This is a genomic window from Puerhibacterium puerhi (assembly GCF_009846865.1).
Classification (GTDB): domain Bacteria; phylum Actinomycetota; class Actinomycetes; order Actinomycetales; family Cellulomonadaceae; genus Puerhibacterium; species Puerhibacterium puerhi.
Genome location: NZ_WUWN01000021.1, coordinates 12,080 through 33,812 on the forward strand (window position 1 = coordinate 12,080; position 21,733 = coordinate 33,812).

Here is a 21,733-nt window from a genome sequence, read left to right on the forward strand (position 1 = left end):
TCAGTACCTCGTCCCGTGGGCGCGGAAGAGCTCGCGCGAGTCGGTGCCGTCAAACGCCGCGATCGCGTTGCGGATGCTCGCGTCCTGGTGGTTGAGCATCAAGTACTCACCGTCGACGAGCGCGATCGACTGGACGCGGTGGTAGTCCTCGGCGTGCTTAGCGGCGTACTCGGCGAGCCCCTTGAGCTTGTCGACAGCATCGGCCAGGTGCGTGCCGTGCGGGTCCACGAGGGAGGCTCGCAGCTGGCCGCCGACCTGGTGGACGAAGATGAAGTCCGGCGCCAGACCCCGGACGCCCTGCGCAGTGGTGTACGGGATTTGCAGGGAGTGCCGCCCGGTCGCCGGGTTGCGGTACCAGGCTGTGGCCCCGGCCCCGAGCTCGGTGCGCAGCACGTGCTCTTCCCATCCCTGCAGGTCCGTCCGATACAGTCCCTCGGCGTCGGAGAGGATGTGTCGCTCCCAGGCCGTTCCGGACGCGCTCTCGGTCCGGGTCGTCGGCAACGTGATCGTGGTCGGCAGCGGCCGGTCGGACTCGCGCTTGATCCGGTCAAACGACTCCTGCTCAGGAGCGGGCAAACGGGTGATTGCACCCCCGTACTCCTTGAACCACTGCTCCACCTGATAGGACGCCCGGTTCTCCAGGTCAGGCAGCAGGGTGGGGTCGCCGGCGAGGGCGATCGTGGTCAGCTGTGCCTCGCGCACCTGCTCGTCCCGCTCGGCCAGGCGCTTGACATACCAGTTGGCCAGCCCCTCGGGCAGCGCCGCCGCGGCGCGCTTCATCAGGATCTGGATGCCGCGAGCGTCCAGCACGAGGGCGGACGTCGTATCGACGGGCGTGGAGTTCGGGTTGGCGAAGCCGACGGTGCGCTCGAACAGCCGCGTGGTGCCCGCCCCGCGCACGAGGTCCTCCAGCTCACCCGACTCGGCCAGGACAGCGCGGTGCTCATCGATCACCGACAGCAGCGCGATGCGCGCCTTCACGGGGGCCTTGGCGTCGATGACCATGCCGTCGTGCTCACCGGCGAGGAGGATCGCCATCTGCATCAGCCGCGATACCGGCGAGCGGTGGATGCGGCGCGGGATCGTGTAGGAGGTCAGCGCGCCGATGACGTCGAAGACCGACGACTCGGCGGCGGTGAGATCGTGGACGGGCTCCGCAGCGGCGTCAAACAGCCCGCCTTGTGCCGCGTCGGTGGCTGCGGGCGACGTCGACAGCGCCACGGGGGCAGGGTGTGACGTCGAGGCCGGAGCGGTCCGGTCACCGGCCGGTGTGCCCTCCTCGGCCAGGCCAAACTGATCGGCGTCCTCGGCGCCCGACGCGCTCCGCGGTGACGGGACCGCGGTGACAGGTGCCGTCAGCGAGCCAAGCACGGGGTTGCGCGTGAGCTCGACGGCGTCCGTGATCACGGTGGCGCCGGCGGCGAGGGTCTCGTCGTCGCCGATCTTGAACCGCTCGGCGATCTCTTCGACCGCCGCCTTGTCGAACTTTGGCAGGATGCAGTGGACCGCGTTGAGGTCCTGGTCAGTGTCGATCCGCCGGGCCAGCGGTGTGCGGACCATGCGGCCCATGATCTGGGTGATCAGGTCCAGGTCCTTGGCGACCCGGAAGGACAGCAGCACCTCGGCTCGCGGGCAGTCCCATCCGGTGGTGATCGCCGTCTTGCACAGCACCACGCGGACCTCGGTGCGGTCCTGGATGTCCTCGGGCGGGCACCACGGGATGTGCAGGCCGCCGGCGTCGACCGCGGCGTGGTCGGCGAAGGTGTGCACGATCGCATCCGAGGAGATCTCCGGCCACTCCTCGAGCACGGTCGCGATGAGGGCGCCGAGCTCGGCCGACGTCGGCTTGTCGGCAACCTGGATGACTAGGGCGGGATGCACGTGCGGTTCGCCCGTCGCGGCGGTGTATGCGGCCCACTTCGCGTCGTAGGTTCGCACGCGCTGGACGGCGAACCGAACCAGGGCCGATTCCGCAGCGTCGACCCCCTGCGTGTGGCCCACGACGATCTGCTCCTTGAGCAGTCCGGAGGCCCGCACGTCTTCGATCCGCACGGTGTGCTGCTTGGTGGTGCGCCCCGCCTCGTTCATCGCGGCCACGAAGCGGCGGGGCGTTGCGGAGATCCCCCACACGACCGGGGCGGCGGGTCGGCCGGTGGTGCCGCCACCGATGATCTGGCTAACGATCGTCTCACGTGTGCGGCCTGCGGCTGCTGTGTTCGTCGTGCCGCGGTGTGCCTCGTCGATCACCACGACAAACCCGTGCGGGCGTTGGGTGATCGTGTTGGCGATCGTCTCCCACAGGGAGTAGGTGCGCCCGTCGACCCGGGACTTGGCCAGGTTCGCGTTCGCGGACAGCTTCTGGATGTTGAGGAAGTAGACGCGGCCGGGCTCGAAGACCTCGGCGTCAAAGTCGTTCTCGATGATGCTCAGCAGCCCCAGGTCCATGTCGGACGAGGAGTCCATCATCTTCTGCAAGGTCTGCCGGTTGAGCGACGGGTCGTCGGTGACCCACAGGAACGTCGCGCCGTCGACGCCCGGTGTCGCCTCGTCCAGGTCGAGCGACGCCTCGATCACCCCGGTCGCGATGACAGTCTTGCCGGCGCCGGTCGGCGCGGCGAGCACGACAGCGGACAGCTCGTCAGGGTCCTCGATGTGGTCGCGATTCGCGCGGATGAGGTGCCGGGAGATGGCTGCGACGGCGTCGTCCTGGTAGTCGAACAGCTGGTACTTCACGCCACTCCCTCAGGTTCTAGCTGACCGGCGAAGCCTACTGGCCCGAGGCATGGCGGTATGTCCCTGGAGCGGCGGTGCCAGCGGCCCCATCACTGCGAGTTCTTAGCAGGCTGCGCCGCTTAGACGTCGCCTGCGGCCTATGCCGCTCCGCTGACGAGGCGCAGGCTGCGGCGCTCCTCGGCCGCGGCGTAGAGCTCGAGGCGGGTTCGGGCAGTGGTCCCTCGGGCCAGCCCGGTCTCGTGGGTGCGCACGATGGTGAAGCGCCGACCGGGTCCGTCGGCCTTGCTGTGGCGCACGACGTCGTAGCGGGTCTCGCGTAGCCAGTAGTCCCCGCCGTCGGGGCCCGCCCAGGTGGCTCGCTCGACGTCGAGAGCCAGCGCGGCACCGGACCAGGGAGTGGTGCTGATGAGCGCGCTGCCGCGCTCTCGAGCGCGGGCCAGCAGCCGTCGGCGGTCGGTGTCGAGCAGGGCACAGGCCGGGCCGACGACGATGTGCTCGATGCCGTCGAGCAGCGCGGCCACGGCCGCTGGGCCGTTGGGGCCGACGTTGGGGATGTAGGCGACGCGTTCGAGGTCGACGCCGGCCTCGTGCACGGCCAGGAGCCCCAGGGTCGGCATCCCGACGAAGGCGACCCACTCCCCCGCCCGCTGCGTGGCGCCGAGGAGCTCGAGCAGCAGGCTCGTGGATCCGACGACGGTGGACGTCGTCCCCTTGGGGAACGTCCTTCCTGGTAGGAGGTCTGCCAGCGGTTGGCTGACCGGCTCGACGGGCTCGGGAAGGACCTCGGCGCGGCGGGTGACGCCGACGCGCTGCTCGGCGGCGCGCAGGGCCGCTCGAGCAGCTTCGAGCGCGTCCGCGCCGCTTCCTCCCATGGCGCCATTATCGAACGTGAGTTCGAATGACGCCGTACCCTGAGGGGGTGACGGGAGAGGGGCGCAGGGCCGATCGGGAGGCTCCGCCGGCGCGGCCACGGCCGGCGGAGGAGTTCTGGCCGGCGCCCGTCCCGCTGAACTACGCGCGTCCCGACCACGTGCCGGCGCGCCCGCAGGGCAGTGTGCCGGTCATCTGCCGGCTGGTGTGGTCCACGCACGAGGAGCTGGTGCCGGCCCGTGCGATCCGCTGGACGGTCGACCGGGTCATGGTCGCGGTCACCGCACCGGAGGCCCGCTCGCAGGATCATGAGCTGTTGGTGTGGCTGCGCCCCCAGGACGTGTACCGCACGATCCCGCCGCGCCGGCGCCCCACTCCCCCGGTCACTGTCGGCTGAGCCTCCCGGACGCCGCGGCGGCTGCGCTGTGGCGTGGTGGGTGATGGCTAGGGTAAGGACGACTGATGAGCGCTGGCAGGGGGTGGCCAACACGTGCTGGACGCCGTACTGATCACCGTAGGATGCGTCGCCGCCATCGTCGCCATCGATCGCCTAGCCCTTCGTGCCGAGGCGAAGGGGTGGATCTACTGGCGGCACACACGGCCGAAGCCCGATGGTGGCGCGGTCCTCGGTGAGCTTGTCGAGGCATTCCAGCCCAGCACGCAGCTCACGCTGCAGGAGAAGCAGCGTCTCGAAGCGGGTGCCGAGCGCGCGAACCCTGGAGACGTGTTCGACCTGAGCTCCGGCCGAGTCGTCCTCTACGTCGATGCCGATCGCCCGACGCGCTGAGCGGAGCGACCGCGGCCTCACGCGTTCCGCCGCACCGCGGGGTGCAGCGAGCCCCGTTGCTCGCAGGGCGCGAGCATGGTGGAACGTCAGCCGGGGCCCGCTCGGCGCGGATCTTCTGACCGCTGCGTGAGCGCTGCGGCGGTCAGTCGGCCCTGCCGAAGGTGCTTTCGAGTGCCTTTCGTGGGGCGCCCCAGGGGCATCTGGTCGCGCACCTAGGGTCATTTGAGGGCGCTCGGGCTCATGCTTGCCGCGCTTCTGCTGACCGGTAGGCGTCGAGGATCTCGGCCAGCACGCTAGCGGTGTCGAGGGTGTCGGTGACCCGCTGGGACAGGTGGAGACCGGCGGCCGCGGCGGCGTAGGGCTCGAGGCAGCGCACCAGCTGTGCTGCGTCGCGGACGGCTGCGAGCCGTCCTTCGAGGTGGTCGCCGTGCTGGGCAAGCGCCTGGTCGATGACGGCGTGGGTGAGCGGCTGGGGGTGTGCCAGGAGGGCGGCGAGCTCGTCGCGGTGGCCGGCCTCGAGGAGGCCGGCGGGGTCCGTGCCGGCGGGCAGGACGACGGCGCCGATGGTGCCGGCCTCGGTAGCGGTGAGCTGGTCCCACAGGCGCCGGGCGCCTGCTGCGCCGGCGGCGTCGCCGTCGAGGGTGACGATCGCGCGCTCGAGCGCGTGCGGGTCGAGGGTGCGCAGCTGCTCGAGGTGGCCGGTGGTGATCGCGGTGCCGCAGGCGGCCACGGGCACGTAGTCGGGGCCGGCCCGGCGGACGGCTTCGACGTCGAGGGCGCCTTCGACCAGCACGGGCGCGGCGCCGGCGGTGATGCGCCGGGCAGCGGCCTGGTCGAGCCCGTACAGCGCGCGATGCTTGTCGTAGACGGCCGTGGTGGTGGTGTTGAGGTACTTCGGGACACTCTCGTCGCCGTCGACGGCGGGGTTGCGGCGGGCGGTGAACCCGATGATGCGATCGGCGGTGTCGGTGATGGGCAGCACGAGCCGGTCACGGAAGGCGTCCCCGAGCGCGCCCTTGGCGGTGCGCACGGCCAGGCCGGCGGCCAGCAGCTCGTCGTCGGTGACGTGCTTGCGGTGCAGGGTGGGCACCAGGCGCGCCCAGCCGGGTGGGGCGTAGCCGGCCCGCACACCGCGCAGGCCCCGGCCGGCGAGGTACTCGGCGGTCCACTCCCCCGGCTGGCGGGCGTGCCAGCGCCAAAACTCCCACGCCGCGGTGTTGACCTCGACGATCCGCTCGGCGCTGACCTGCGCCTGCATGGCGGTCACGGTGTCTCCTCGGCATGGGCGGCCGCGGCGACGCGGGCGATCTGGTCGGGGCGGAAGCCTGACCAGTGGTCCTGGCCGGTGCCGTCCTCGACCACGACGACGGGCGCCTCGCTGTACCCGAGGTCGGTGGTGACGTACTCGTGCGCGGCCGGGTTGTCGGCCAACGCCACCTCCCGCACGGTGATGCCCTTGGTGGTGAAGGGGTCCTTGGTCATCTTGCAGCGGATGCACGCGGGTGTGCTGTAGACGGTGACGCTCAGCATTGGTCCCCTCCCCCTGCTTGTCCCCCAGGCGACATTTTTCGGGGCGTTCCTGGTGAGCGCAGCACGGGCCGCCGACAGCGCCCGGAGCGTCAACCCGTAGGGCGGCGGTGGCGAGAAGTTCGGCGCGATGCCAGGGAGCTGCGCGACCGCGTGCCGCAGTTGTCGCCTGCTGCCGGCGGCGCAGCCGCTTGCGCGCAGGGTGCGGCGGCCATGATGTGGCGTCCAGGAACGCCCCGATCGGCTCTTGGGTGGCATCGGCGGCCGCAGGCCGCTTCCGTTGGCGCGCTGGCGCGCGGTGGTGCTCATGCGGCCTCCTCGAGCAGGGCGCGCAGGCGTTGGCCGTGGGTGGCGTGCCAGGCGGGGCCCAGGTGGTCGGTCGCGGTGTCGAGGGCGAGCCGGCACAGGGCGGCGGTGGTGGCCAGGAGCTCGTGCCCGACGGTGTGGTCGAGCCAGGCGGCCACGGTGTGCAGCTCGCGCGCGGCTGCGGGGGGTGCGCTGGTGGCGACGTGGCGTAGGGCATCGGCGGCGGCGGTGCGGGGGTCGACCTGCCAGGTGTTGAACGCGGCCGCGGCGGCCTGCAGGGCCGGGGCGGTGGGTCGGGCGGCCTCGAGGGCTGCCAGGCGCAGGGCGTGGGCTGCGTACTGGCCGGCGGAGGCGGTGCGGCGGGCGGCCTTGTAGCCGGTGGGGATGCGGGTCTGGCCGGCCTCGGCGGCCGCGCGTTGGTTGGCGTGCCGGTGCCGGCGGCGGCGGCGCGGGCGCGGTGGACGACGTCGAGGATCGGGCCTGCGAGCTGCGGCGGCAGGGGCTGGGTGCGTCGGGTCATGGTCTCTCCAGGGTGTGTGGCGGCCACCGCGCCCGGGATGGGCGGGTGGCTCACCGGCGGCCGGGCCGGCCACGGCCCGGCCGCCGGGGTCAGTCCTCGTGCGGCAGTAGGACGGTCAGCACGGGGGCGGGGGTGTCGCCGGGGCCGATGTGCAGGTGGAGGGTGGTGTTGGTGGGCTGCTCGGCACCGGGCCGGTTGGGCACGCGCGCGACGGTGAAGGCGACGCGGGGGCCGGTGGCGGTGCGTGCGGCGAGCCCGGCCATCGTGAGCACGTCCCACAGCCGCCCGGTCTCGTCCTGGTGGGGGCCGTGGTCCCATGCCACTGCCTCGGCCCAGGCGGCGGCGGTGAGGGCGAGAGGGACGGTGAACCCGGCTTCGCGGGCCAGCTCGCCGGCGTCGATGAGCGCGCCGTCGGCGAGGGCCTGCGCGCGGGTGTAGCGGTGGATCACCGGGCCGAAGATCTCGGTCAGTTCGTTCACGTCTGCGTCCTTCCTGCTCAGGGGATCGGTTAGCGGTTCTGCTGGCGTCGGGCGTGGATGGTCCGAGCGCGCCGGATGCTGATGCGGCCGGCCTCGACCGCTTCGCGGATGTCGGGGTCCCAGTCCGGAGGGACCTCGGCGAAGTCGTGGGTCGGGATGGCCTCGAGGTGCCGTTGACGGGCGACGACGACGGTCACGGTCTGGCGCATGGTGGGTCCTCCTTCGCCAGGGGTGGGTGGTCGCCTTGCCCGACCGTTTTTCGCCCCCTCCTGGCGCCGGAATGACCGCCCGTATAGCGGCCGGGAGTGCAACCACCGGGACCGGGCGGAGGGCCGGGCTCGTCGGCGAGCTCAGGGAGCGCAGCGACCGCAGCCGGCGAGTTTGGACCGCAGGTCGGCGCCGTAGGCGCGGTGGTTGCGCGCCGGGTCGCGCGGGCGAGCATGGAGAGCCAGGAGGGGGACGTGCGTGCGCCGCAGGCGCTGTGGTCGCGGCCGCGCAGCGGCCGGCCGCGGGGGTGCGGGGGCGGGGCCCCTGCAGGCCGGCGCAGCCGGTCTTGGGGGTGCGGGGGTCTCCCCCGCCCGCGTTCGTCGGCCCTCGATGGGCCGACGAACGCGGCCGCCGCCGCGACGGGGGCCGGACCGCTTGGCCCGGCCCCCGCACGGTGTCGTTTCGAGGGTCACCGCTGGATGGCGCGGACCCAGCCGGGGGCGAGCCGGGCCGCGATGGCGGCGAGGACCAGTCCGGCCAGGCGGTGGTCGGGGTTGATGCTGCGCGCTCGGGTGGCAGCCTCGCGGGCGAGGCCGCTGTTGCCCTTCCACCAGGTCAGCAGCGCCCACAGCGCCCACGCGTTGGCGCTGGTCGGGGTGTGGGCGATGACGCGTCCGAGGGTGTCGATGGCGTCCTGCACGGTCTCGTCGGGGGCGACCGCGCGGGCGGGGTCGACGATGGCGGCCACGGCCTGCTCGGCGGCCTGGTCGACCTCGGGGTCGTCGTCGGCGGCGTCGATCATCCGGGCGGGCAGGTCGAACGGCAGGCCCGGGACGGTGGCCACCAGCACCGCGTCACGCACGCGCGTGTCGGTGAGCATCTGGGCCAGTTCGCCGTAGACCTCGGCGTCGTCCAGCATCCCGGCGACAGTGCCGCGCCAGGTCGCCAGGGCGAACCGGCGCGGGTTGTCGATGTTCTGGGCGGCGTGCGCGGCGGCGGCCGCTGCGGCGCGGTCACGCTCGGCGGTGGCGGCCGGGCCGGGCAGGGCCTCGGTGATGCTGGCCGGGGCCGCGCCGTGCTCCACGAGCATCTGCAGCGCGGCCGTGCTCTCGGTGATCTCGCGCCGGTCGCGGGCCGGTGCGGTCGGGTCGAGCAGGTCGCGGTAGTCGTCGGCGCCGATCTGGTAGGCGGCCGCCACGTCGAGGGCCTGGCCGTGCAGCGCGCCGGTGAGGCTGTCCAGCGCGGCCGTGGCGGTCGCCGCGTCGTCGGTGTAGACGGCCACGACGGCGCGGGTGGCCTCGGCGCGGGTGAACTCGTCGGCGATCATCGCCGCCCCGGCGTCGGTCAGGTCCAACAGGCGGGCGCTGGCGGTGACGGACAGGCCCGTGTCGCGCACGCCGATCACGACGGCCTGCTCGGCGGGCTGGTAGCCGACCATGGTGGGGATGACGCCCAGCAGGTCGGTGATGGTGCGGATGCGGTAGGACTCGCTCACGGGATGCTCCTTCGCCCAGGGGTGGGTGGTCGGTGGCCCCGACCGTTTTTCGCCCCCTCCTGGCGCTGGAATCACCGCCCGCATGAGCGGCCCGGAGTGCAAGGCCCGGGACCGGCAGGAGGAGAGATTTCTCGAGCGGGCTCAGGGAGCGCAGCGACCGCAGCTCGAGAAATCTCGGGGGAATGCCGGCGCGCAGCGCGGGCCTTGCGCGCAGGGTCGCGCGGGCGATGATGGAACGCCAGGAGGGGAAGAAAACCCTGCGCCGCAGGCGCGATCGCCGCGGCCGCGCAGCGGCCGGCCGCTCGGCCCGCAGGGCCGCCGGGGTGCGGGGCTGGCCCCGCTGCGTGGCCGCCGGCCCTCGATGGGCCGTCGGCCGCGCCCGCCGCCCGCGTGCGGGGCCGGACCGCTCGGCCCGGCCCCGCACCGCCTGCCTACCGGCTCACTGGCCCTTGGCGATCTGCTCGACCTCGGCCAGCGCGTACCCCCAGCCTTCGAGGGCGGTGAAGTAGCGGCGCGTCTCGGTGTCGGGGTTGCGCCAGGTGTGCACGTCTGTGGCGTCCTCCACGGCGGCCAGTGCCAGCACCAGCGCGATGTGCTGGGCGCGGGCCGGGGTGGCCTTGGCCAGCAGTCCGGTCACTGCGCCGCGTCCGGCGTCGGCCTTGCCGGTCAGCCACTCGGTGGCCAGCCGGTGACCGCGCTCACCGGCCTTGTTCAGCAGGTAGGTGCCTTCGGCCATGGCCTGGGCGAGGAACGTGGCGGCGTCCTTCGGCGCGGTCTTGCGCTTGGCGAACTGCGCCAGCCACTCCCGGCGCACCGTCTCGGCCGACCGCCACGCCTTGTTGTTCTCGATCACCCGGCGCCGCTCGGCCTTCTGCTCTTCGGTCTGCGGCCCGCCGCTCGTGGGGGCCTGGGCGTAGCGGTCGAGGTGCCCGTGCCCGCGCCAGTCGGTGCACACGTAGACCGTCACGACTCCGTCCCAGCGGGTGGAGACGTAGGCGGCGTGGCCGGGGCACTGCGCGTGCGCCTCGGGCGTGATGCCCTCCCCCGCCTCGGCGTCGGCGTTGCGCAACTCGTGCAGCCGCTTGGCCTTCTTGTCGTCGTACCCGATCGGCTCGATGACCGGTACGCCCGCCTGGGTCAGCGCCTCGATCGCCTCAGTGCGGGCATGGGCCTCGGTGCGCTGGTCGCGCAGCCGCTGGGCGGTGTGCGCGAACGCCTCCGGGTGCTCGACTGCGCAGGCGGTCAGCGTCTTGACCGCCTCCTTGTCGTCCTCGAACTCCGCGACCACGGCGGCCTGGTCGAGGGTCAGGTCGTACTTGGCCTGCACGGCCTCAGCGACCTGGCTCCCGGCCACGTCCAGCGCGGCGGTCACCGTGTCCTTGCTGGTGCGGGTGCGGCGGGCGATCTGCGCGGCCGACAGCCCGAAGTCGAGCGCCAGCTGCTTGATCGCCGCGGTTCGGTGGGTGTCGCGCATCGCGGCGCGGTGGTCGTTCTCGGCCCACTGCCGGATGATCCGCTCGGCCTCGTCACCGTTGGCGTCGGTGACGTAGGCGGGGATGGTCGCCAGCCCGGCCTCGACGGCGGCGAGGGTGCGCCGCTGCCCGGCCAGGACGACCAGCGTGCCGTCCTGCTGGCGCTGGACGTTGATGGGCGTCAGGACGCCCAGGTCCTTGATCGACGCGACGAAGTCCGGGTCGAGGTCGGCGTCGGTGCGGATGTTCGCTCCGATCACGAGCGCGGCCGGGTCGACGTGCTCCAGCGTCCCGTGCGTGGCGGTGGCTTCGGTGTTGGAAGTCATGGTGACTCCGATCCGCCAGGGGTGGGTGGTCGCCTTGCCGGACCGTTTTTCGCCCCCTCCTGGCGCTGGAATCACCGCCCGCATGAGCGGCCCGGAGTGCAACCGGCCGGTCGCGGGACGGCGGGGCTCGTCGGCCGAGCTCAGGGAGCGCAGCGACCGCAGGACGACGAGTTTCGTCGGGCCGGGACGCGCAGCGAGGCCGGTTGCGCGCAGGGTCGCGCGGGCGAGGATGGAACGCCAGGAGGGGAAGAAAACCCCCGCGCCGCAGGCGCGATCACCGCGGCCGCGCAGCGGCCACAGGCACGGCCCGGAGGGCCGCAGGGGCGCAGCCCCGCACCGTGTCAGCGCCCCGCCATAGCTCGACCCACGCTCAGCCCCCTGTGTGTCACAAAGGCGCCCCCGACCAACAGCCGGGGGCGCCTTTGCCGTCGCTCCACGCGACGCTCAGCCGTCGAGGTCGTCGTCGCGAAACTGGAAGTCCACGTCGGCGTCGGTAGTCACCGGCGCCCAGGGCAGCTGGTCCAGCAGCGCGTTCTCGACCGCGCTCAGCGGCTCGAGGACGCCCTGGGGCGTCGTGTCGTCGGGTTCGCTCATGGCCTGCACCTCTCTGCGATGGGTCGGCGACGTGGGGCTGGAAGTCTGTAACTCCCGAAGTTCGGAAGTTACAGACCCAGCGACTTACGCAGGTCGTCCTCGGTGACGCCGCTCAGTTCGTCGGCGCGAGAAAGCAGCAGGTCCGCGGCGACCCGGATCAGCGTGTTCTCGGTGATTCGCTCGCCCTCGCGGTTGCGCTCCTTGTTCAGTCGCCGCGCGGTCGCCGTCAGCCCCTCCCACTGGTCGGCGCGGATGCGCGTCTCCTTGCGCTCCAGCTGGAGGTACTTCGGGCCACCGGCAGGCTCGCTGCGGCGCGCCGGCTCGGCCTGCGCGCGCCGCGCCGGCCGAGTCGAAGCCTTGCGCGTCGCGGACGGCTGCGGGAGCTCGGCCGCCGGCGCCGCTTCCGGCGCGGGTACCGCGGCACGGGGCGGTTCCGGTGTCGGCGTAGGTGCAGGGGCCGGCGCCGGCTGCGCGGCGGCGTTGTCCAGCAGCGACGTCAGGCTGACCTTCGGCATGTCAGTTCACCCCCACGGGCTGGCTCTGGGCGGCCCAGACAGTGTTGAGCTCGAGCGCCACGCGGCGGTAGTCGTCGATCGCCTTGAACGTCGCGCGCGAGGTCTCGTACTGCGTGACGACCTCCCCACGCAGGGGCGCGGTCGAGTGGGCCTTGTACTTGCGCACACCGTGCTGGAAGCGCGGGAAGCCGGCGCCGTCGATGAGCTTCTGCGCTTCCAGCGTCTCGCCGGGGTTGCGCGGGTCGAGCTTGTTGAGCATGACCCGGTAGTCCACGCCGTAGGGCTGGACCAGGCTCTGGATGGTCCGGCTGAGCGGCTGGAATGCCAGCGCCTCCGGCTCGGTAGGCAGGATGACGAAGTCCGACGCCTGCACGATCGTGGCCAGAACCTCGCCGGCCTCGAGGGAGCCGGGGGTATCGACCACGACGACGTCGTACGGCAGCTCACGAAGTCGCGCGAGCTCGTTCGGGTTCGTGCTGCCCGCGAAGTCGAACGGCAGCGACTCCCCCGCGCGCTCGGCCCACCACGTCGACGAGCCCTGCGGGTCGTTGTCCACGACGAGCACACGCGACACCTCAGCCAGCACCGCAGCCAAGGACATCGCTGTTGTGGTCTTGCCCGCCCCACCCTTCTGGTTGGCCACTGCCAGGATCCGCACCGGTTGTCCTTCCGCCATACTTCCGAAGTCTGGAACTCCGGCACTACCGAAGTTCGGTACTCCCGGAGTTCCGGACTCTCTCACGTCGAGCGACGGCAGACGCATACCCTCCTCGGCGTGTCTGACTTCCGAACTCCGGAAGTTTCGGGGTCTGTCACTCCGGAAGTTCGGAAGTTACAGGCTCGCGCGTGCCGTCTGCGGAACTCGGCAACCCGCGGCACAGGCGGCAGCGCAGCGCGCTGCACCGGAGTTACAGAGTTCCAGAGTGTCCTGCGCGCGCATCCGGCCTGGCTGCCGCGCCAGCCAGGACCCGAGGCCTGCGCCGAGCGCAACGCGACGCGCCATTTCCCGACGGTGCGGAGTCGGGCACTTCCGAAGTTCGGAAGTTCGGACGTTACAGACTTCCGCGCCCGGGACCTGACGTGCACGTCGGCGTCGCGAACGGGAGCCTCCAGCTGCCTCCGGACCCGCCGGCAACAGCCGGAGTCACAGAGTTCCGGAGTTACAGACTTCCGGAGTCCGGAGTCGCGCGCGCCGAGCGGGCGACAGCGCCCCGGCCCCACGCGGGTCGGCGCGCCAGCGCAACGCAACGCGTCACCTTGAAAGTTACAGAGTCCGGTAGTTACAGACTTCGCTACTTCCGAAGTTTGGAAACTACCGATTCGCACGTGACCTGGACGGTCCGGACGGCCGCGCTGATGGGCACAGCGGGACGCCCGAACTACGGAGTTCCGGAGTGCCGGAGTTGCGCGCGTGTCGGATCTGGCGCCGGCGCCCTCATGGCCGGGCAGGTCGACGTGCACGCCAAGGTGTGACGTCCTAGAGCATCCCGACAGCCTTGGGGGCGACGGCGTGATCGAAGGGTTCGGACGCCACGCATCAGGCGGCGACATGAGGTGTGACCGCGCCTACGAGCGTCCAGCCAGCGTCGGCGGCGTCGTCGGGTGGCCACCACCACGTCTCGGCGTCGTCGAGATCGCGTGGTTCGGCGTCCGGTTCGTGGCGGGCGAGGTAGGCGCGCCAGGCGGCGCGCTGGCGGGCGTAGCGCCGCAGCTGCGCGGTCACGGCGTCGAGCGCGCCGAGTTGCTCGGCGACGCGGCTCAGCGCCTCGGGCCGGGCGACGAGGCCGTGGCTGGTGCGCTCGAGTAGGGCCCAGGCGGACAGGATGTCGACGGCTTCGTGCACGGCGCGTCGGGAGATGCCCGTTGCGGTGACCAGGGCGGTGATGCTGCGGGCGCGGCCGGTCTCGACGGCTTCAAAGACCAGGGCGGTGACGTGTCCGAGCTCGCGGAAGGCCGGGCGCAGGGCGTGGACCTTGCCGGCATCCCAGCGCAGCGTGCCGGCGGTGTCCTGCAGGTCGTGGGGGAGGGCCAAGGCGTACAGGTCGGCGTGCTCGCCGCGCCCGGCCTCGAGCCGGTCGCACCAGCCGGCCGCGGTCAGGGCGCGCAGGGCCACCGAGACGGTGGAGTGGTCCACGCCGCAGGCCACGGCCAGGGAGCGGGTGCCGACGGCGAGGTAGCGACTGCCGGTGCGGTGGGCCATCTCGCCCAGGGCCCGCAGCACGAACCGGAGGGTGTACCCGGCCCTGCCCGGCAGGCGGTGCTGTTCGTAGGTGCGGACCGCCGCGCGCCAGGTGCGGATGTAGGCGTGCTCGTCGAAGGCCGTAGAGGCGCCCCCCTGTGACTGTTGGGCGCTTGTGTTGGATCTGTGCACATGATCATTCCCGCGCTCGGTGGCGGGTTCGTTCGCGCCGCCGCTGATCAGGCGTTCGGCGGCGCGCCAGTCGCGGGCCAGGGCGCCGTGGCGCTGGTGGGGGGCGTAGCGGGCGTACAGGGCGGCCAGGCCCGGCCAGCGGCCGTCCGCCAGGCGAGCGGCGACGTCAGTCAGGCGCCAGCCGGCGCGGGCGGCGCCGGCGATGACGGCCTGGCGGGCCTCGGAGGCGGTGGCGTAGCGCGCGGTGTCGTAGACGCCCTCGCGGGCGATGCGCACCAGCCGGGCGCTCAGCTCGCCCTGGGCGAGCCGGCCGACCATGTCGGGGTCGGCCGCGGTAGGGGAGGGGGGCGGGGCCTGCGCGGCCGCGCGCCAGGCGGCGATCTCCCGGGTCAGGCGCACCCGCATGGCCTGCACGACGTCGGCGCCGTTGCGGCGGCGCAGCACGTCGTATGCGGCATTCAACGACATCGTCAGCACCTGGTGGCCGCCGCGGGCGTGGACGGACCCGGGCACGCGGATGCACCCGGTCGTCAGCGACCGGTGCGGGCCGGGGTCCAGGGTGGGGAAGTGCGTGGCCAGGGCTTCGACGAGCTCGCGGGCGGTGGTGTAGTCCAGCCGCTCGGCCAGCGGGACGTACACGTGCCGCCCGCCGCTGGGGGAGAGGTCGGTGACCACGCGGGCGCCGCACTCAACCAGCCACCGCTCGAGCCCCGCGGCGTCACGGGCCACGGCCTGCGCCCCGCCCTTGGAGGCGTCCAGGTCGAAGCACAGCGCCGCGCACGCGCCGTCATGGCCGTAGACGCGCACCGCCGCCGGCGCGCTGGGCAGCGCCGGGGTCAGCGGCCGCTCGTCACGGTCGCGGTACTCCACACCCTCGGCCCGGCGGCGTCCCAAACGCACACGGGCCACACCGGCAAGCAGCGGCGCGCACGCCGCCCACTCCGCGCGGGGGTCGCCAGCCGGACGCTCGTCCGGGTTGGACGGCGTGTCGGGCGCAGCTGATCGAGAACTGGTAGCGGTCACTTGCTACAGTGATCCTGTCGTGAAACACACCAAGGGTGTGTTGATCGGGGCCCATCACCTCCCCGCCTGCCAGCTTCGGGTGATGAGCTTCTGAACCTGGCCCGGCCCCTTCGGGGGCCGGGCCGCTTCTTTTCTGCGGTTATGCAGGGATGTCGAGAGCCTCCTGCTGGGCGCGAGTCGGAGCGGGTACGTACTCGGGGCGCCCGAAGTGCTCGGCGAACAGCGCCACGAGGAAGTCACTGCGCGTCTTGTACGGGGACGAGGCGGCAGCTTGATCGATCACGGCAGCGAGCGGAGGAGGCACAGAGGCCTCGATCCGCTCTCTCGGGCCTTTGCCCTTCGGTCCGCGCTTACCCATGGCTGCAACACAACCACGCTGGCCAGCGGCACCGGAGCTGGGGATGCGGCGTGTCGCAAATTTCTCCGGTCGAGTTTTGCGCCCGGGCGATCCACAGGGCGTCTTAGCGACCGGCGGCGTAGTCCCGCAGGGCCGAGAAGGCCTGGTCCACGGCGTGGGCGTCGGCCTGCCAGCGCACGGTGGTGCGCCGCCATCGCTCGTCGTGCGGCACGTCGCCCTGGACGAACCCGAGTTCTTCGAGCGTGACGAGGTGGCGTCGGGCTGAAGAGCGGTCGATGCCGAGCGCTTCTGCGACCTCGGTGAGGGTGAGCTGGCCGTGCCGAGAGAGGATCCGGAGTACTTCCAGGCGTGCGCGATTGCCGAGAGCGTCAATGGCGACACTCACCTCCTCGGGCATCGAGGGGGGCGTGGTCAGTCGCGGCATGGGCCAATACTGCCCGACCGCACCTCGCCCGCCGCTGGGGTGCTTAATGCCATAGTAACCTGTGCGTAGTTCTTTGACAGCAGCACAGGGAAGCGACGAGGTCGGCTCCGTGGGGGCCGGCCTCGTGTCATCCGAGGATTGCCTGCTCGAAGTGGGCGATGAGCGCGCGCAGTCGCTCGTCGTCGACGCTCCACCGCACCGTGCGGCCTCGGCGGTGCTCGGGCGGCAGGTCGCCGGTGACGATGCCTTGGGCTTCGAGCTCGTGCAGGTATTTGGCGAGGCTGCCGCTCGAGATCCCGGTCGTCTCCAGGATTGAGGCGAAGTAGTCGCCCGGGTGCGCGCGCAGGTGGCGCACGAGCAGGATCCGGTCACTGCTGCGGGCGAGTTGGCCGAGGGCGTCGACGTCGCTGTCGTCGGACGGTTTGAGGGGCACGGGGCTCCGATCTGTCGTGGCGTACTGGTCGCCGCGGCTGTCAGAGCCCCCTGGCAACAGCCGCGCCGGCTGCGAGCCAGGCTCGCTGGGTGGTCGGTCGGAGACTGCCGTAGCGCAGGATGCCGTCGACCATCGCGGGGTCGAACGGGATGGTAGCCACCTCGCGCGCCAGCTCGCGATATCCCGCCGCGACGTGTTGGACGTCGGTGGTGCTGACGGCTCTGTCGGCTTGGCTGACGATCGCCACAGCGCCCTGCGCCAGGCGGGCGGCGCGGCCGCCGCGGTCGGCCAGGGCCTCGAGCAGGAGTGCCCCTGCTTCGGCGTGGTCGTCGCGGGTGGTGGTGGCCACCACCAGCTGGTCAGTGTGGTCGATCATGCGCCGCCACATCGGGTCGGTCTCGTCGTTGCCGGAGTCGATGAAGATCAGGCGGTAGTACTTGGCGGCCACGGCGTGGATCGCGTCGACGTCCTCAGCGGTGATGCGCTGCTCGCTGGCCAGCACGTCGGGCTTGGAGCGCAGCACGTCGAACTTGTCGCGGGTTTGGTGGTGGACGTAGTGGGCCAGGTCTGCGGACTGGGCGCCGGTCGACAGCAGGCGGTCGACCTGGGGGAGCAGGTCTAGCAGGGTCGCCTCGTGGGGCCCCTGTTCGGTGCGCCATCCCAGGGTGCCGCGGGTCTGGTTGTTGTCCCAGGTCAGGACGCCGGCACCGCCGTAGCGGGCGAATACCGCGGCCAGCAGGATTGTGCTGGGTGTCTTGGACGCCCCGCCCTTGCCGTTGACGATGGCGATGGTGCGCGGGCCGGGCCAGTGCTGGGAAACGGCCTGAGCGTCGGTGCGCTGGGCGCGCTCGGCCTCGCTGGGAGCCTGACGGATGCCGACCCGGGTCAGGAAGCCGCGCCAGCCCTGGGTGGCGGGTTCCTCGATCTGCTCCTGGGTGAGGAACGACTGGCGGGCCTCGCGGCGGGTACGCAACGGCGGGCGGTCGCTGGCCGCGGCCGCCGGCTCCTCGGCCCCGCGCCGCGGCTCAGGCTCCGGCTGCGGGGGCTCGACGACCTCGGGCGCGTTCTGGATGAAGCGGTGGGTGTCCACCGGCGCAGCGGCCGGGGAGCCGTCGGCCGCGCCGGCAGGAGCGGGGACGGCCGGGGCAGGGTCGGCGAGTGGCGTGGTCAGGATCGGCTCGTGGTCGGCCGCGTCCCACGTGGTGGCCGTGTCGGGGCGGGTGTCGATGGCGGCGTGCTCGGCGACCTGCACGCGCCCGTCGGGGCTGACTTCCAGGTACTGGGTGTCGGCGCCCTGCTCGGCCTTGACAAGCACGGGGCGACCCTCGGCGGCCGCGTGGCGGTGCAGCACGGCGATCGCCCGGTCCTGCACGGTGCTCGGGGTGCCGGGCTCGAGCTCGATGGTGCGGTCCGGCAGGGCGACGGTGCCGCCGGTGCCGTCGTCTCGGACGGAAACAGTGATCACGGGTGCGTCCCTTCGGTGCGGGGCAGGGCGTACAGGTAGGTCTCGTCGACCTTCTGGGTCACGACGTAGGCGAAGTCGTCGGTGACGGCGATGGGCGGCACCGCGGTGGTGCCGCTGTCGTTGGTGGTCGTGTGGACTTCGCCGTCGGTGAGGGTGGCCGTCGCGGCGGCGCGCTCGAGCGTGCCGTAGACGGTGCGGCCGTGGACGGCGGTCGCTTCTAGTTCACCGAGGTGGGCGATCACCGGGTGCGGGCCGTAGTCGACCAGCACCGATCCCAGGACCAGGGACTGGCCGGTGGGGTCGTGCAGCGGTTGGTCGTCGTCGCGGATCGCGCCGGCCGGGATGGTGGCCTGGGCGCGGATCGCGCCTTGGCCGGTGTCGATGAGTGCCAGGACGTCGGCATGCGGGTCGGTGGTGGGCCAGGCGACGAGGAGCTGGTCGTCGGCGGCCGCCGAGAGCACGGCCGGGGCGCCGGCGGCGGCCTCGGGTTTCGGCAGTGGGTGGCGCTGCGGCTCGGCGTCGGGGGTGATGAGCCACCAGGCGTCCGCGCCGACGGCCACGACGCCGTCGGGGGCTGCCAGTACCGCCGTCGCGCCCACGGGCACGTCCCGGCGGGTCAGCCCGTCGCCGTCGAGCAGAGCGACGGTCTGGTTCTCGAGCGTGACTAGGGGCTGGCTGCCGAGGTAGGTCACCTCGGCTCGCGCCCCGATGGGCAGGGTCGTGGCCGCGACGGTCCCGCCGCCGTCCAGGTCCAGGGGCCACAGCGACAGCTCCTGGCTGCCCGCGGTGGCCACGACCGGCCGGCCGTCGACCTGGCTCAGGTGCAGCTGGTCGCGGGCCCCGGCACCACGCCAGGTGACGCGTCCGGTGTCGCCGTCGACCGTGCGCAGGTCGCGTCCGGCGGTGAGCAGGACCACCGACCCGTCCGTGCTCACGAGCGGTGTGGTGCGCGAGTCGGCGGGCAGCGACCAGGTCGCCTTCTGCGCGAAGCCGGGTGGGGCGAGGACCGGCAGGTTCGCCCCGGCGCCGGGCAGCGGGGCGGAGGCGGTGGCGGCCGTCGTGGTGGCGGGCCGGTCGCTCAGCGCCACGACGCCAGCGGCGGTCGCCGCGACGAGGCCCAGGGCGCTGGCGGCGACCACCGCGGCCAGCACGGGGCGGCGGCGCCCACCGCGCGGGGTGGCCGGCGTCGTGGGGGTGGTGTCGATCGCCTGGCCGTCGGCGGCCACGACCATCTGGAAGCGGCCCTCGGGGGAGCGGGCGCGCACGCGTACCGCGTCCAGGCGTTGGGCGCGCACCATCTCGGCTACCGCGGCTATCGCGGTGGCGGTCGGGGCCTGGCCGGGCACACCGGGCACGGGGTTGCCGTCCACCAGGATCTCGCCGGTCTCGGTGACCTCGATGTTGACCACCGGGAACAGTGGGACCTTGTCGGGGTCAAGCTGCGTCATGGGTCTGCGCTCCCCAGAACTCCCAATGCCAGGGCTCCTCCTTGCGGCCACCGCGCTGAGCCCAGTCCGGGTTGATCCATCCGAACCGGGCGGCGTTGGACTGCATCCAGCGGTGAGTGTCGGTGTCGTAGTTGTTGATCCCGCCGCTCAGGTCCAGGGCCAGGGCCCAGCCGTGGTTGGAGTAGCCCGGCGTGGCCGCCAGGTGGCCCTTGGCGTTCTTGGTGGCGACCTGCTCGGCGTAGGAGCGGTAGGAGTCGGTGATCGCGATGTTGGTCCCGAACTGGGCTCGGTAGGCGTTGTTCAGTGCGATGAGGGCGTCGGCGGCGTCGGTGCGCAGCAGCTCGCCGGGCGCCCACGGGATCGGCTTGAGCTGGGCGGCCGGGATCTGGCCGTTGGAGAACCCGCCCCACGCGGCGGGCTCACCGGCGGCGCCTCCGGTGCCGGTGCCGCCGGCGCCGGCCACGGTGCAGCTACCGGCCGGCGTGACCACGGCGGCCGGGTCGATGGTCACGCCGGTCAGTGCGCTGACGACGGCGTTGGCCGTCTCCCAGTACGGGGCGTAGTGGAAGGGATCAGCGTTGCGCTGGACCTTGTTGGCCGCGATCGTCGGCTCGAGGTCCTGCCAGCCGGCGACCTGCGCCAGGCGCTCGAAGAACTTGGTGGCGGCATAGGCGGGATCCAGGACCTGCTCGCGTGTGCCCCAGCCCAGGCACCACTGCTGCTGGAACAGCCCGAGGGAGCAGGTCGGCGACCCGTCAGGGTTCGTCACGCCGTGCACGTCGTCGCCGTGGTCGACGTTGATCAGCGACGACTCGCCCAGGGCGGTCATCACGCCGATGGCCTGTGCCTTGAGCGGCAGCCCGAGGTCCTTGGCGGTGTTGATGATGACCGCCGCGTTGGCCAGCTGTTCGTCGCGTGTGTCGGGATCGCCCGACAGACCCGGCACGTCCCCGACCTGTTCCAGCTGGCCGGCGCTCACCGCGCCTGCAGCGGCCGCGCTGCCGGAGGCGACACAGCCGCCGTCGCCGCCAAGGATGACCACGACCAGTAGCGGCACGGCCAGGATCGCCGCGATGATCCCGGTGATGACCTTACCCATCAGTACCCCTCCGGCGGCGTGATCCGCTCGACCTGCCACGGGTACTCGGCGGTCTCTCGGATCAGTTGCACCCGGTACTGGCCGATGTCGGTGCCCACCAGCACGATGGCTGACGTGCCGTCGGGGTAGGCGGACAGTCGCCCGTCGTCGACGGCGGACGCGGGGATCCAGGCCGGTTCCACCGTCTCGTACGCCTGCCTCCCGGCGGCCGTCAGGTGGGGCGCCAGTCCCGCCCACCACTGGTCGTAGGGCAGGTCGGCGACGAACGCCCGCAGCGTGGCCACAGCCTCGTCCACCGCGGCCTGCTGTCCGGCCGTGTCGTGCTCCGGCGCGGCGCTCGTCAAGGGGGTGACAACGGGCCCGGGCGCAGCACTGGTGGCAGCGCTGGCGGGGGAGGCCGACCGGTCAACGTCAGCAGAACAGCCGGTGACCAGCACACATGCCATCACGACGCCGGCGGTGGCACGCGATGCAGCCGACATGACCCCTCCCCCCGAAGAGCTCACCAAGCGTTGCTAGATCGACCCTAGCAGGATGTCACCGCCTACTGATAGCCTCTCATCAGATCCATGCTGACGGGGGGCGTGAGTGTGATCGGACGAAGGTCGAGCGCGTCGCAGGCGCCGGCGAACAACCCGTTTGTGACCGCCGAGCCGGTCGCACCGGTGACGGAGCCGACCACCACCGATGAGCTGCTAGGGCAGGCCCTGAGCCTGGAGGGACCCCGCCGACCGGAGTCGGCCCCGCCCGTGGACGTCAGCCATGACGAGCCCTGGCCCGTGGCCGAGGTGACCTCCCGCCCGTGGGTGTGCGTCATCGGTCTGCACGGCGGCGCCGGCGCCTCGACGCTCGCCCGGCTGCTCGGCGACGGCGCCCTGGACGCCGGGCGCGCGTGGCCCGTCGCCGCCGGCTGGGAGCGGCCCCTGCCATCGCTGGCAGTGGTCGCCGTCGCCCGCACCCACCATGAAGGCCTGGCCGCGGCCGAACGGTTCGCCCGGCTGTGGGCAGCCGGCACGCTGACCGGCTCGCACCTGCTGGGCCTGGTGCTGGTCGATGACGGCCCGCGACTGCTCGCCGCTCAGAAGCAGACGGCGCGCCGCCTGGCGCGGATGACTCCCCACGGCTGGCACCTGCCCTGGGTGGAGCGCTGGCGCGTCGAGCCCGCAGACCTGTCCTCCAGCCCCCTGCGCACCCGCCAGGTGGTCAAGAACCTCCGCGCACAGGCGCGGGACACCGAAGGGAACGATTCATGAAGGCTGCGGTACTGCTACACCACGCCGC

23 protein-coding genes are annotated in these 21,733 nt (G+C 72.5%); 3 read left to right on the forward strand and 20 right to left on the reverse strand.

Going from position 1 to position 21,733, the window contains the following annotated elements:
- Both GSF02_RS12045 and GSF02_RS12050 read right to left on the reverse strand, forming a co-directional pair.
- On the reverse strand, positions 1 to 2,733 hold the full coding sequence (locus tag GSF02_RS12045; RefSeq protein WP_159796585.1) for a DEAD/DEAH box helicase: 2,733 nt from the start codon (positions 2,731 to 2,733) through the stop codon (positions 1 to 3).
- Positions 2,734 to 2,870: 137 nt separating this feature from the next.
- Positions 2,871 to 3,605, reverse strand: a complete 735-nt coding sequence (locus GSF02_RS12050; RefSeq protein WP_159796588.1) for a hypothetical protein — start codon at positions 3,603 to 3,605, stop codon at positions 2,871 to 2,873.
- A gap of 47 nt (positions 3,606 to 3,652) precedes the next feature.
- On the opposite strand from GSF02_RS12050, the gene GSF02_RS12055 reads away from it, so the two are divergent.
- Both GSF02_RS12055 and GSF02_RS12060 read left to right on the forward strand, forming a co-directional pair.
- Complete coding sequence (locus GSF02_RS12055) at positions 3,653 to 4,000, forward strand: hypothetical protein (protein WP_235915522.1); 348 nt, start codon at positions 3,653 to 3,655, stop codon at positions 3,998 to 4,000.
- 93 nt (positions 4,001 to 4,093) lie between these two features.
- The gene (locus tag GSF02_RS12060; RefSeq protein WP_201308901.1) at positions 4,094 to 4,390 is read left to right on the forward strand and encodes a hypothetical protein; all 297 of its coding nucleotides are present in this window, start codon (positions 4,094 to 4,096) and stop codon (positions 4,388 to 4,390) included.
- A gap of 238 nt (positions 4,391 to 4,628) precedes the next feature.
- Here the strand turns inward: GSF02_RS12060 and GSF02_RS12065 are convergent, their stop codons facing one another.
- The 18 genes from GSF02_RS12065 to GSF02_RS12145 form a co-directional block, all read right to left on the reverse strand.
- On the reverse strand, positions 4,629 to 5,648 hold the full coding sequence (locus tag GSF02_RS12065) for a toprim domain-containing protein (RefSeq protein WP_235915529.1): 1,020 nt from the start codon (positions 5,646 to 5,648) through the stop codon (positions 4,629 to 4,631).
- A 5-nt stretch (positions 5,649 to 5,653) separates the two neighbouring features.
- The gene (locus GSF02_RS12070; RefSeq protein ID WP_159796595.1) at positions 5,654 to 5,920 is read right to left on the reverse strand and encodes a glutaredoxin domain-containing protein; all 267 of its coding nucleotides are present in this window, start codon (positions 5,918 to 5,920) and stop codon (positions 5,654 to 5,656) included.
- A gap of 302 nt (positions 5,921 to 6,222) precedes the next feature.
- Entirely contained in the window at positions 6,223 to 6,381 is a 159-nt protein-coding gene (locus GSF02_RS12075; protein WP_159796598.1) for a hypothetical protein, read from the reverse strand.
- Between the two features lie 451 nt (positions 6,382 to 6,832).
- Complete coding sequence (locus GSF02_RS12080; RefSeq protein ID WP_235915523.1) at positions 6,833 to 7,222, reverse strand: DUF6573 family protein; 390 nt, start codon at positions 7,220 to 7,222, stop codon at positions 6,833 to 6,835.
- A gap of 29 nt (positions 7,223 to 7,251) precedes the next feature.
- Positions 7,252 to 7,431 carry a hypothetical protein gene (locus tag GSF02_RS18630; protein WP_201308902.1) on the reverse strand — a complete coding sequence of 60 codons (180 nt, stop codon included), beginning with the start codon at positions 7,429 to 7,431 and terminating at the stop codon, positions 7,252 to 7,254.
- Positions 7,432 to 7,898: 467 nt separating this feature from the next.
- Positions 7,899 to 8,924: a DUF4192 family protein gene (locus tag GSF02_RS12085; protein WP_159796601.1), complete on the reverse strand. Its 1,026-nt coding sequence runs from the start codon at positions 8,922 to 8,924 to the stop codon at positions 7,899 to 7,901.
- Positions 8,925 to 9,363: 439 nt separating this feature from the next.
- Positions 9,364 to 10,722: a ParB/RepB/Spo0J family partition protein gene (locus GSF02_RS12090; RefSeq protein WP_159796604.1), complete on the reverse strand. Its 1,359-nt coding sequence runs from the start codon at positions 10,720 to 10,722 to the stop codon at positions 9,364 to 9,366.
- Between the two features lie 444 nt (positions 10,723 to 11,166).
- The gene (locus GSF02_RS12095; RefSeq protein ID WP_159796607.1) at positions 11,167 to 11,316 is read right to left on the reverse strand and encodes a hypothetical protein; all 150 of its coding nucleotides are present in this window, start codon (positions 11,314 to 11,316) and stop codon (positions 11,167 to 11,169) included.
- A gap of 68 nt (positions 11,317 to 11,384) precedes the next feature.
- Positions 11,385 to 11,831, reverse strand: a complete 447-nt coding sequence (locus GSF02_RS18635; RefSeq protein ID WP_201308903.1) for a hypothetical protein — start codon at positions 11,829 to 11,831, stop codon at positions 11,385 to 11,387.
- 1 nt (position 11,832) lies between these two features.
- Positions 11,833 to 12,489 (reverse strand): ParA family protein, encoded by a 657-nt coding sequence (locus GSF02_RS12105; RefSeq protein WP_328799025.1) that lies wholly within the window; start codon positions 12,487 to 12,489, stop codon positions 11,833 to 11,835.
- A gap of 879 nt (positions 12,490 to 13,368) precedes the next feature.
- Entirely contained in the window at positions 13,369 to 15,096 is a 1,728-nt protein-coding gene (locus GSF02_RS12110) for a MarR family transcriptional regulator (RefSeq protein WP_211100089.1), read from the reverse strand.
- A gap of 268 nt (positions 15,097 to 15,364) precedes the next feature.
- Complete coding sequence (locus GSF02_RS12115) at positions 15,365 to 15,508, reverse strand: hypothetical protein (protein ID WP_159796616.1); 144 nt, start codon at positions 15,506 to 15,508, stop codon at positions 15,365 to 15,367.
- Positions 15,509 to 15,686: 178 nt separating this feature from the next.
- On the reverse strand, positions 15,687 to 16,007 hold the full coding sequence (locus tag GSF02_RS12120) for a helix-turn-helix domain-containing protein (protein ID WP_159796619.1): 321 nt from the start codon (positions 16,005 to 16,007) through the stop codon (positions 15,687 to 15,689).
- A gap of 127 nt (positions 16,008 to 16,134) precedes the next feature.
- Positions 16,135 to 16,440 (reverse strand): helix-turn-helix domain-containing protein, encoded by a 306-nt coding sequence (locus tag GSF02_RS12125; protein ID WP_159796651.1) that lies wholly within the window; start codon positions 16,438 to 16,440, stop codon positions 16,135 to 16,137.
- 40 nt (positions 16,441 to 16,480) lie between these two features.
- Positions 16,481 to 17,905 (reverse strand): AAA family ATPase, encoded by a 1,425-nt coding sequence (locus GSF02_RS12130; protein WP_159796654.1) that lies wholly within the window; start codon positions 17,903 to 17,905, stop codon positions 16,481 to 16,483.
- The gene (locus GSF02_RS12135; protein WP_159796657.1) at positions 17,902 to 19,353 is read right to left on the reverse strand and encodes a hypothetical protein; all 1,452 of its coding nucleotides are present in this window, start codon (positions 19,351 to 19,353) and stop codon (positions 17,902 to 17,904) included. Before GSF02_RS12135 ends, GSF02_RS12130 begins: the two co-directional genes overlap by 4 nt.
- Positions 19,340 to 20,452, reverse strand: coding sequence for a M15 family metallopeptidase (locus GSF02_RS12140; RefSeq protein WP_159796660.1), 1,113 nt, complete (start codon positions 20,450 to 20,452; stop codon positions 19,340 to 19,342). The genes GSF02_RS12135 and GSF02_RS12140 overlap by 14 nt, the downstream gene beginning before the upstream one ends.
- Positions 20,452 to 20,748 carry a hypothetical protein gene (locus tag GSF02_RS12145; RefSeq protein ID WP_159796663.1) on the reverse strand — a complete coding sequence of 99 codons (297 nt, stop codon included), beginning with the start codon at positions 20,746 to 20,748 and terminating at the stop codon, positions 20,452 to 20,454. Before GSF02_RS12145 ends, GSF02_RS12140 begins: the two co-directional genes overlap by 1 nt.
- Positions 20,749 to 21,201: 453 nt before the next feature.
- Here GSF02_RS12145 and GSF02_RS12150 point away from each other — a divergent pair, with 453 nt between their 5' ends.
- Entirely contained in the window at positions 21,202 to 21,705 is a 504-nt protein-coding gene (locus GSF02_RS12150; protein ID WP_159796666.1) for a DUF6668 family protein, read from the forward strand.
- The last annotated feature ends 28 nt before the right edge of the window (positions 21,706 to 21,733 follow it).

Bases quoted from the DNA above. Each gene is read 5' to 3' on its own strand.
- GSF02_RS12070 (WP_159796595.1), bottom strand. From the start codon at position 5,920: ATGCTGAGCGTCACCGTCTACAGCACACCCGCGTGCATCCGCTGCAAG.
- GSF02_RS12090 (WP_159796604.1), bottom strand. From the start codon at position 10,722: ATGACTTCCAACACCGAAGCCACCGCCACGCACGGGACGCTGGAGCAC.
- GSF02_RS12135 (WP_159796657.1), bottom strand. From the start codon at position 19,353: ATGACGCAGCTTGACCCCGACAAGGTCCCACTGTTCCCGGTGGTCAAC.
- GSF02_RS18630 (WP_201308902.1), bottom strand. From the start codon at position 7,431: ATGCGCCAGACCGTGACCGTCGTCGTCGCCCGTCAACGGCACCTCGAG.
- GSF02_RS12120 (WP_159796619.1), bottom strand. From the start codon at position 16,007: ATGCCGCGACTGACCACGCCCCCCTCGATGCCCGAGGAGGTGAGTGTC.
- GSF02_RS12050 (WP_159796588.1), bottom strand. From the start codon at position 3,605: ATGGGAGGAAGCGGCGCGGACGCGCTCGAAGCTGCTCGAGCGGCCCTG.
- GSF02_RS18635 (WP_201308903.1), bottom strand. From the start codon at position 11,831: ATGCCGAAGGTCAGCCTGACGTCGCTGCTGGACAACGCCGCCGCGCAG.
- GSF02_RS12065 (WP_235915529.1), bottom strand. From the start codon at position 5,648: ATGCAGGCGCAGGTCAGCGCCGAGCGGATCGTCGAGGTCAACACCGCG.
- GSF02_RS12140 (WP_159796660.1), bottom strand. From the start codon at position 20,452: ATGGGTAAGGTCATCACCGGGATCATCGCGGCGATCCTGGCCGTGCCG.
- GSF02_RS12095 (WP_159796607.1), bottom strand. From the start codon at position 11,316: ATGAGCGAACCCGACGACACGACGCCCCAGGGCGTCCTCGAGCCGCTG.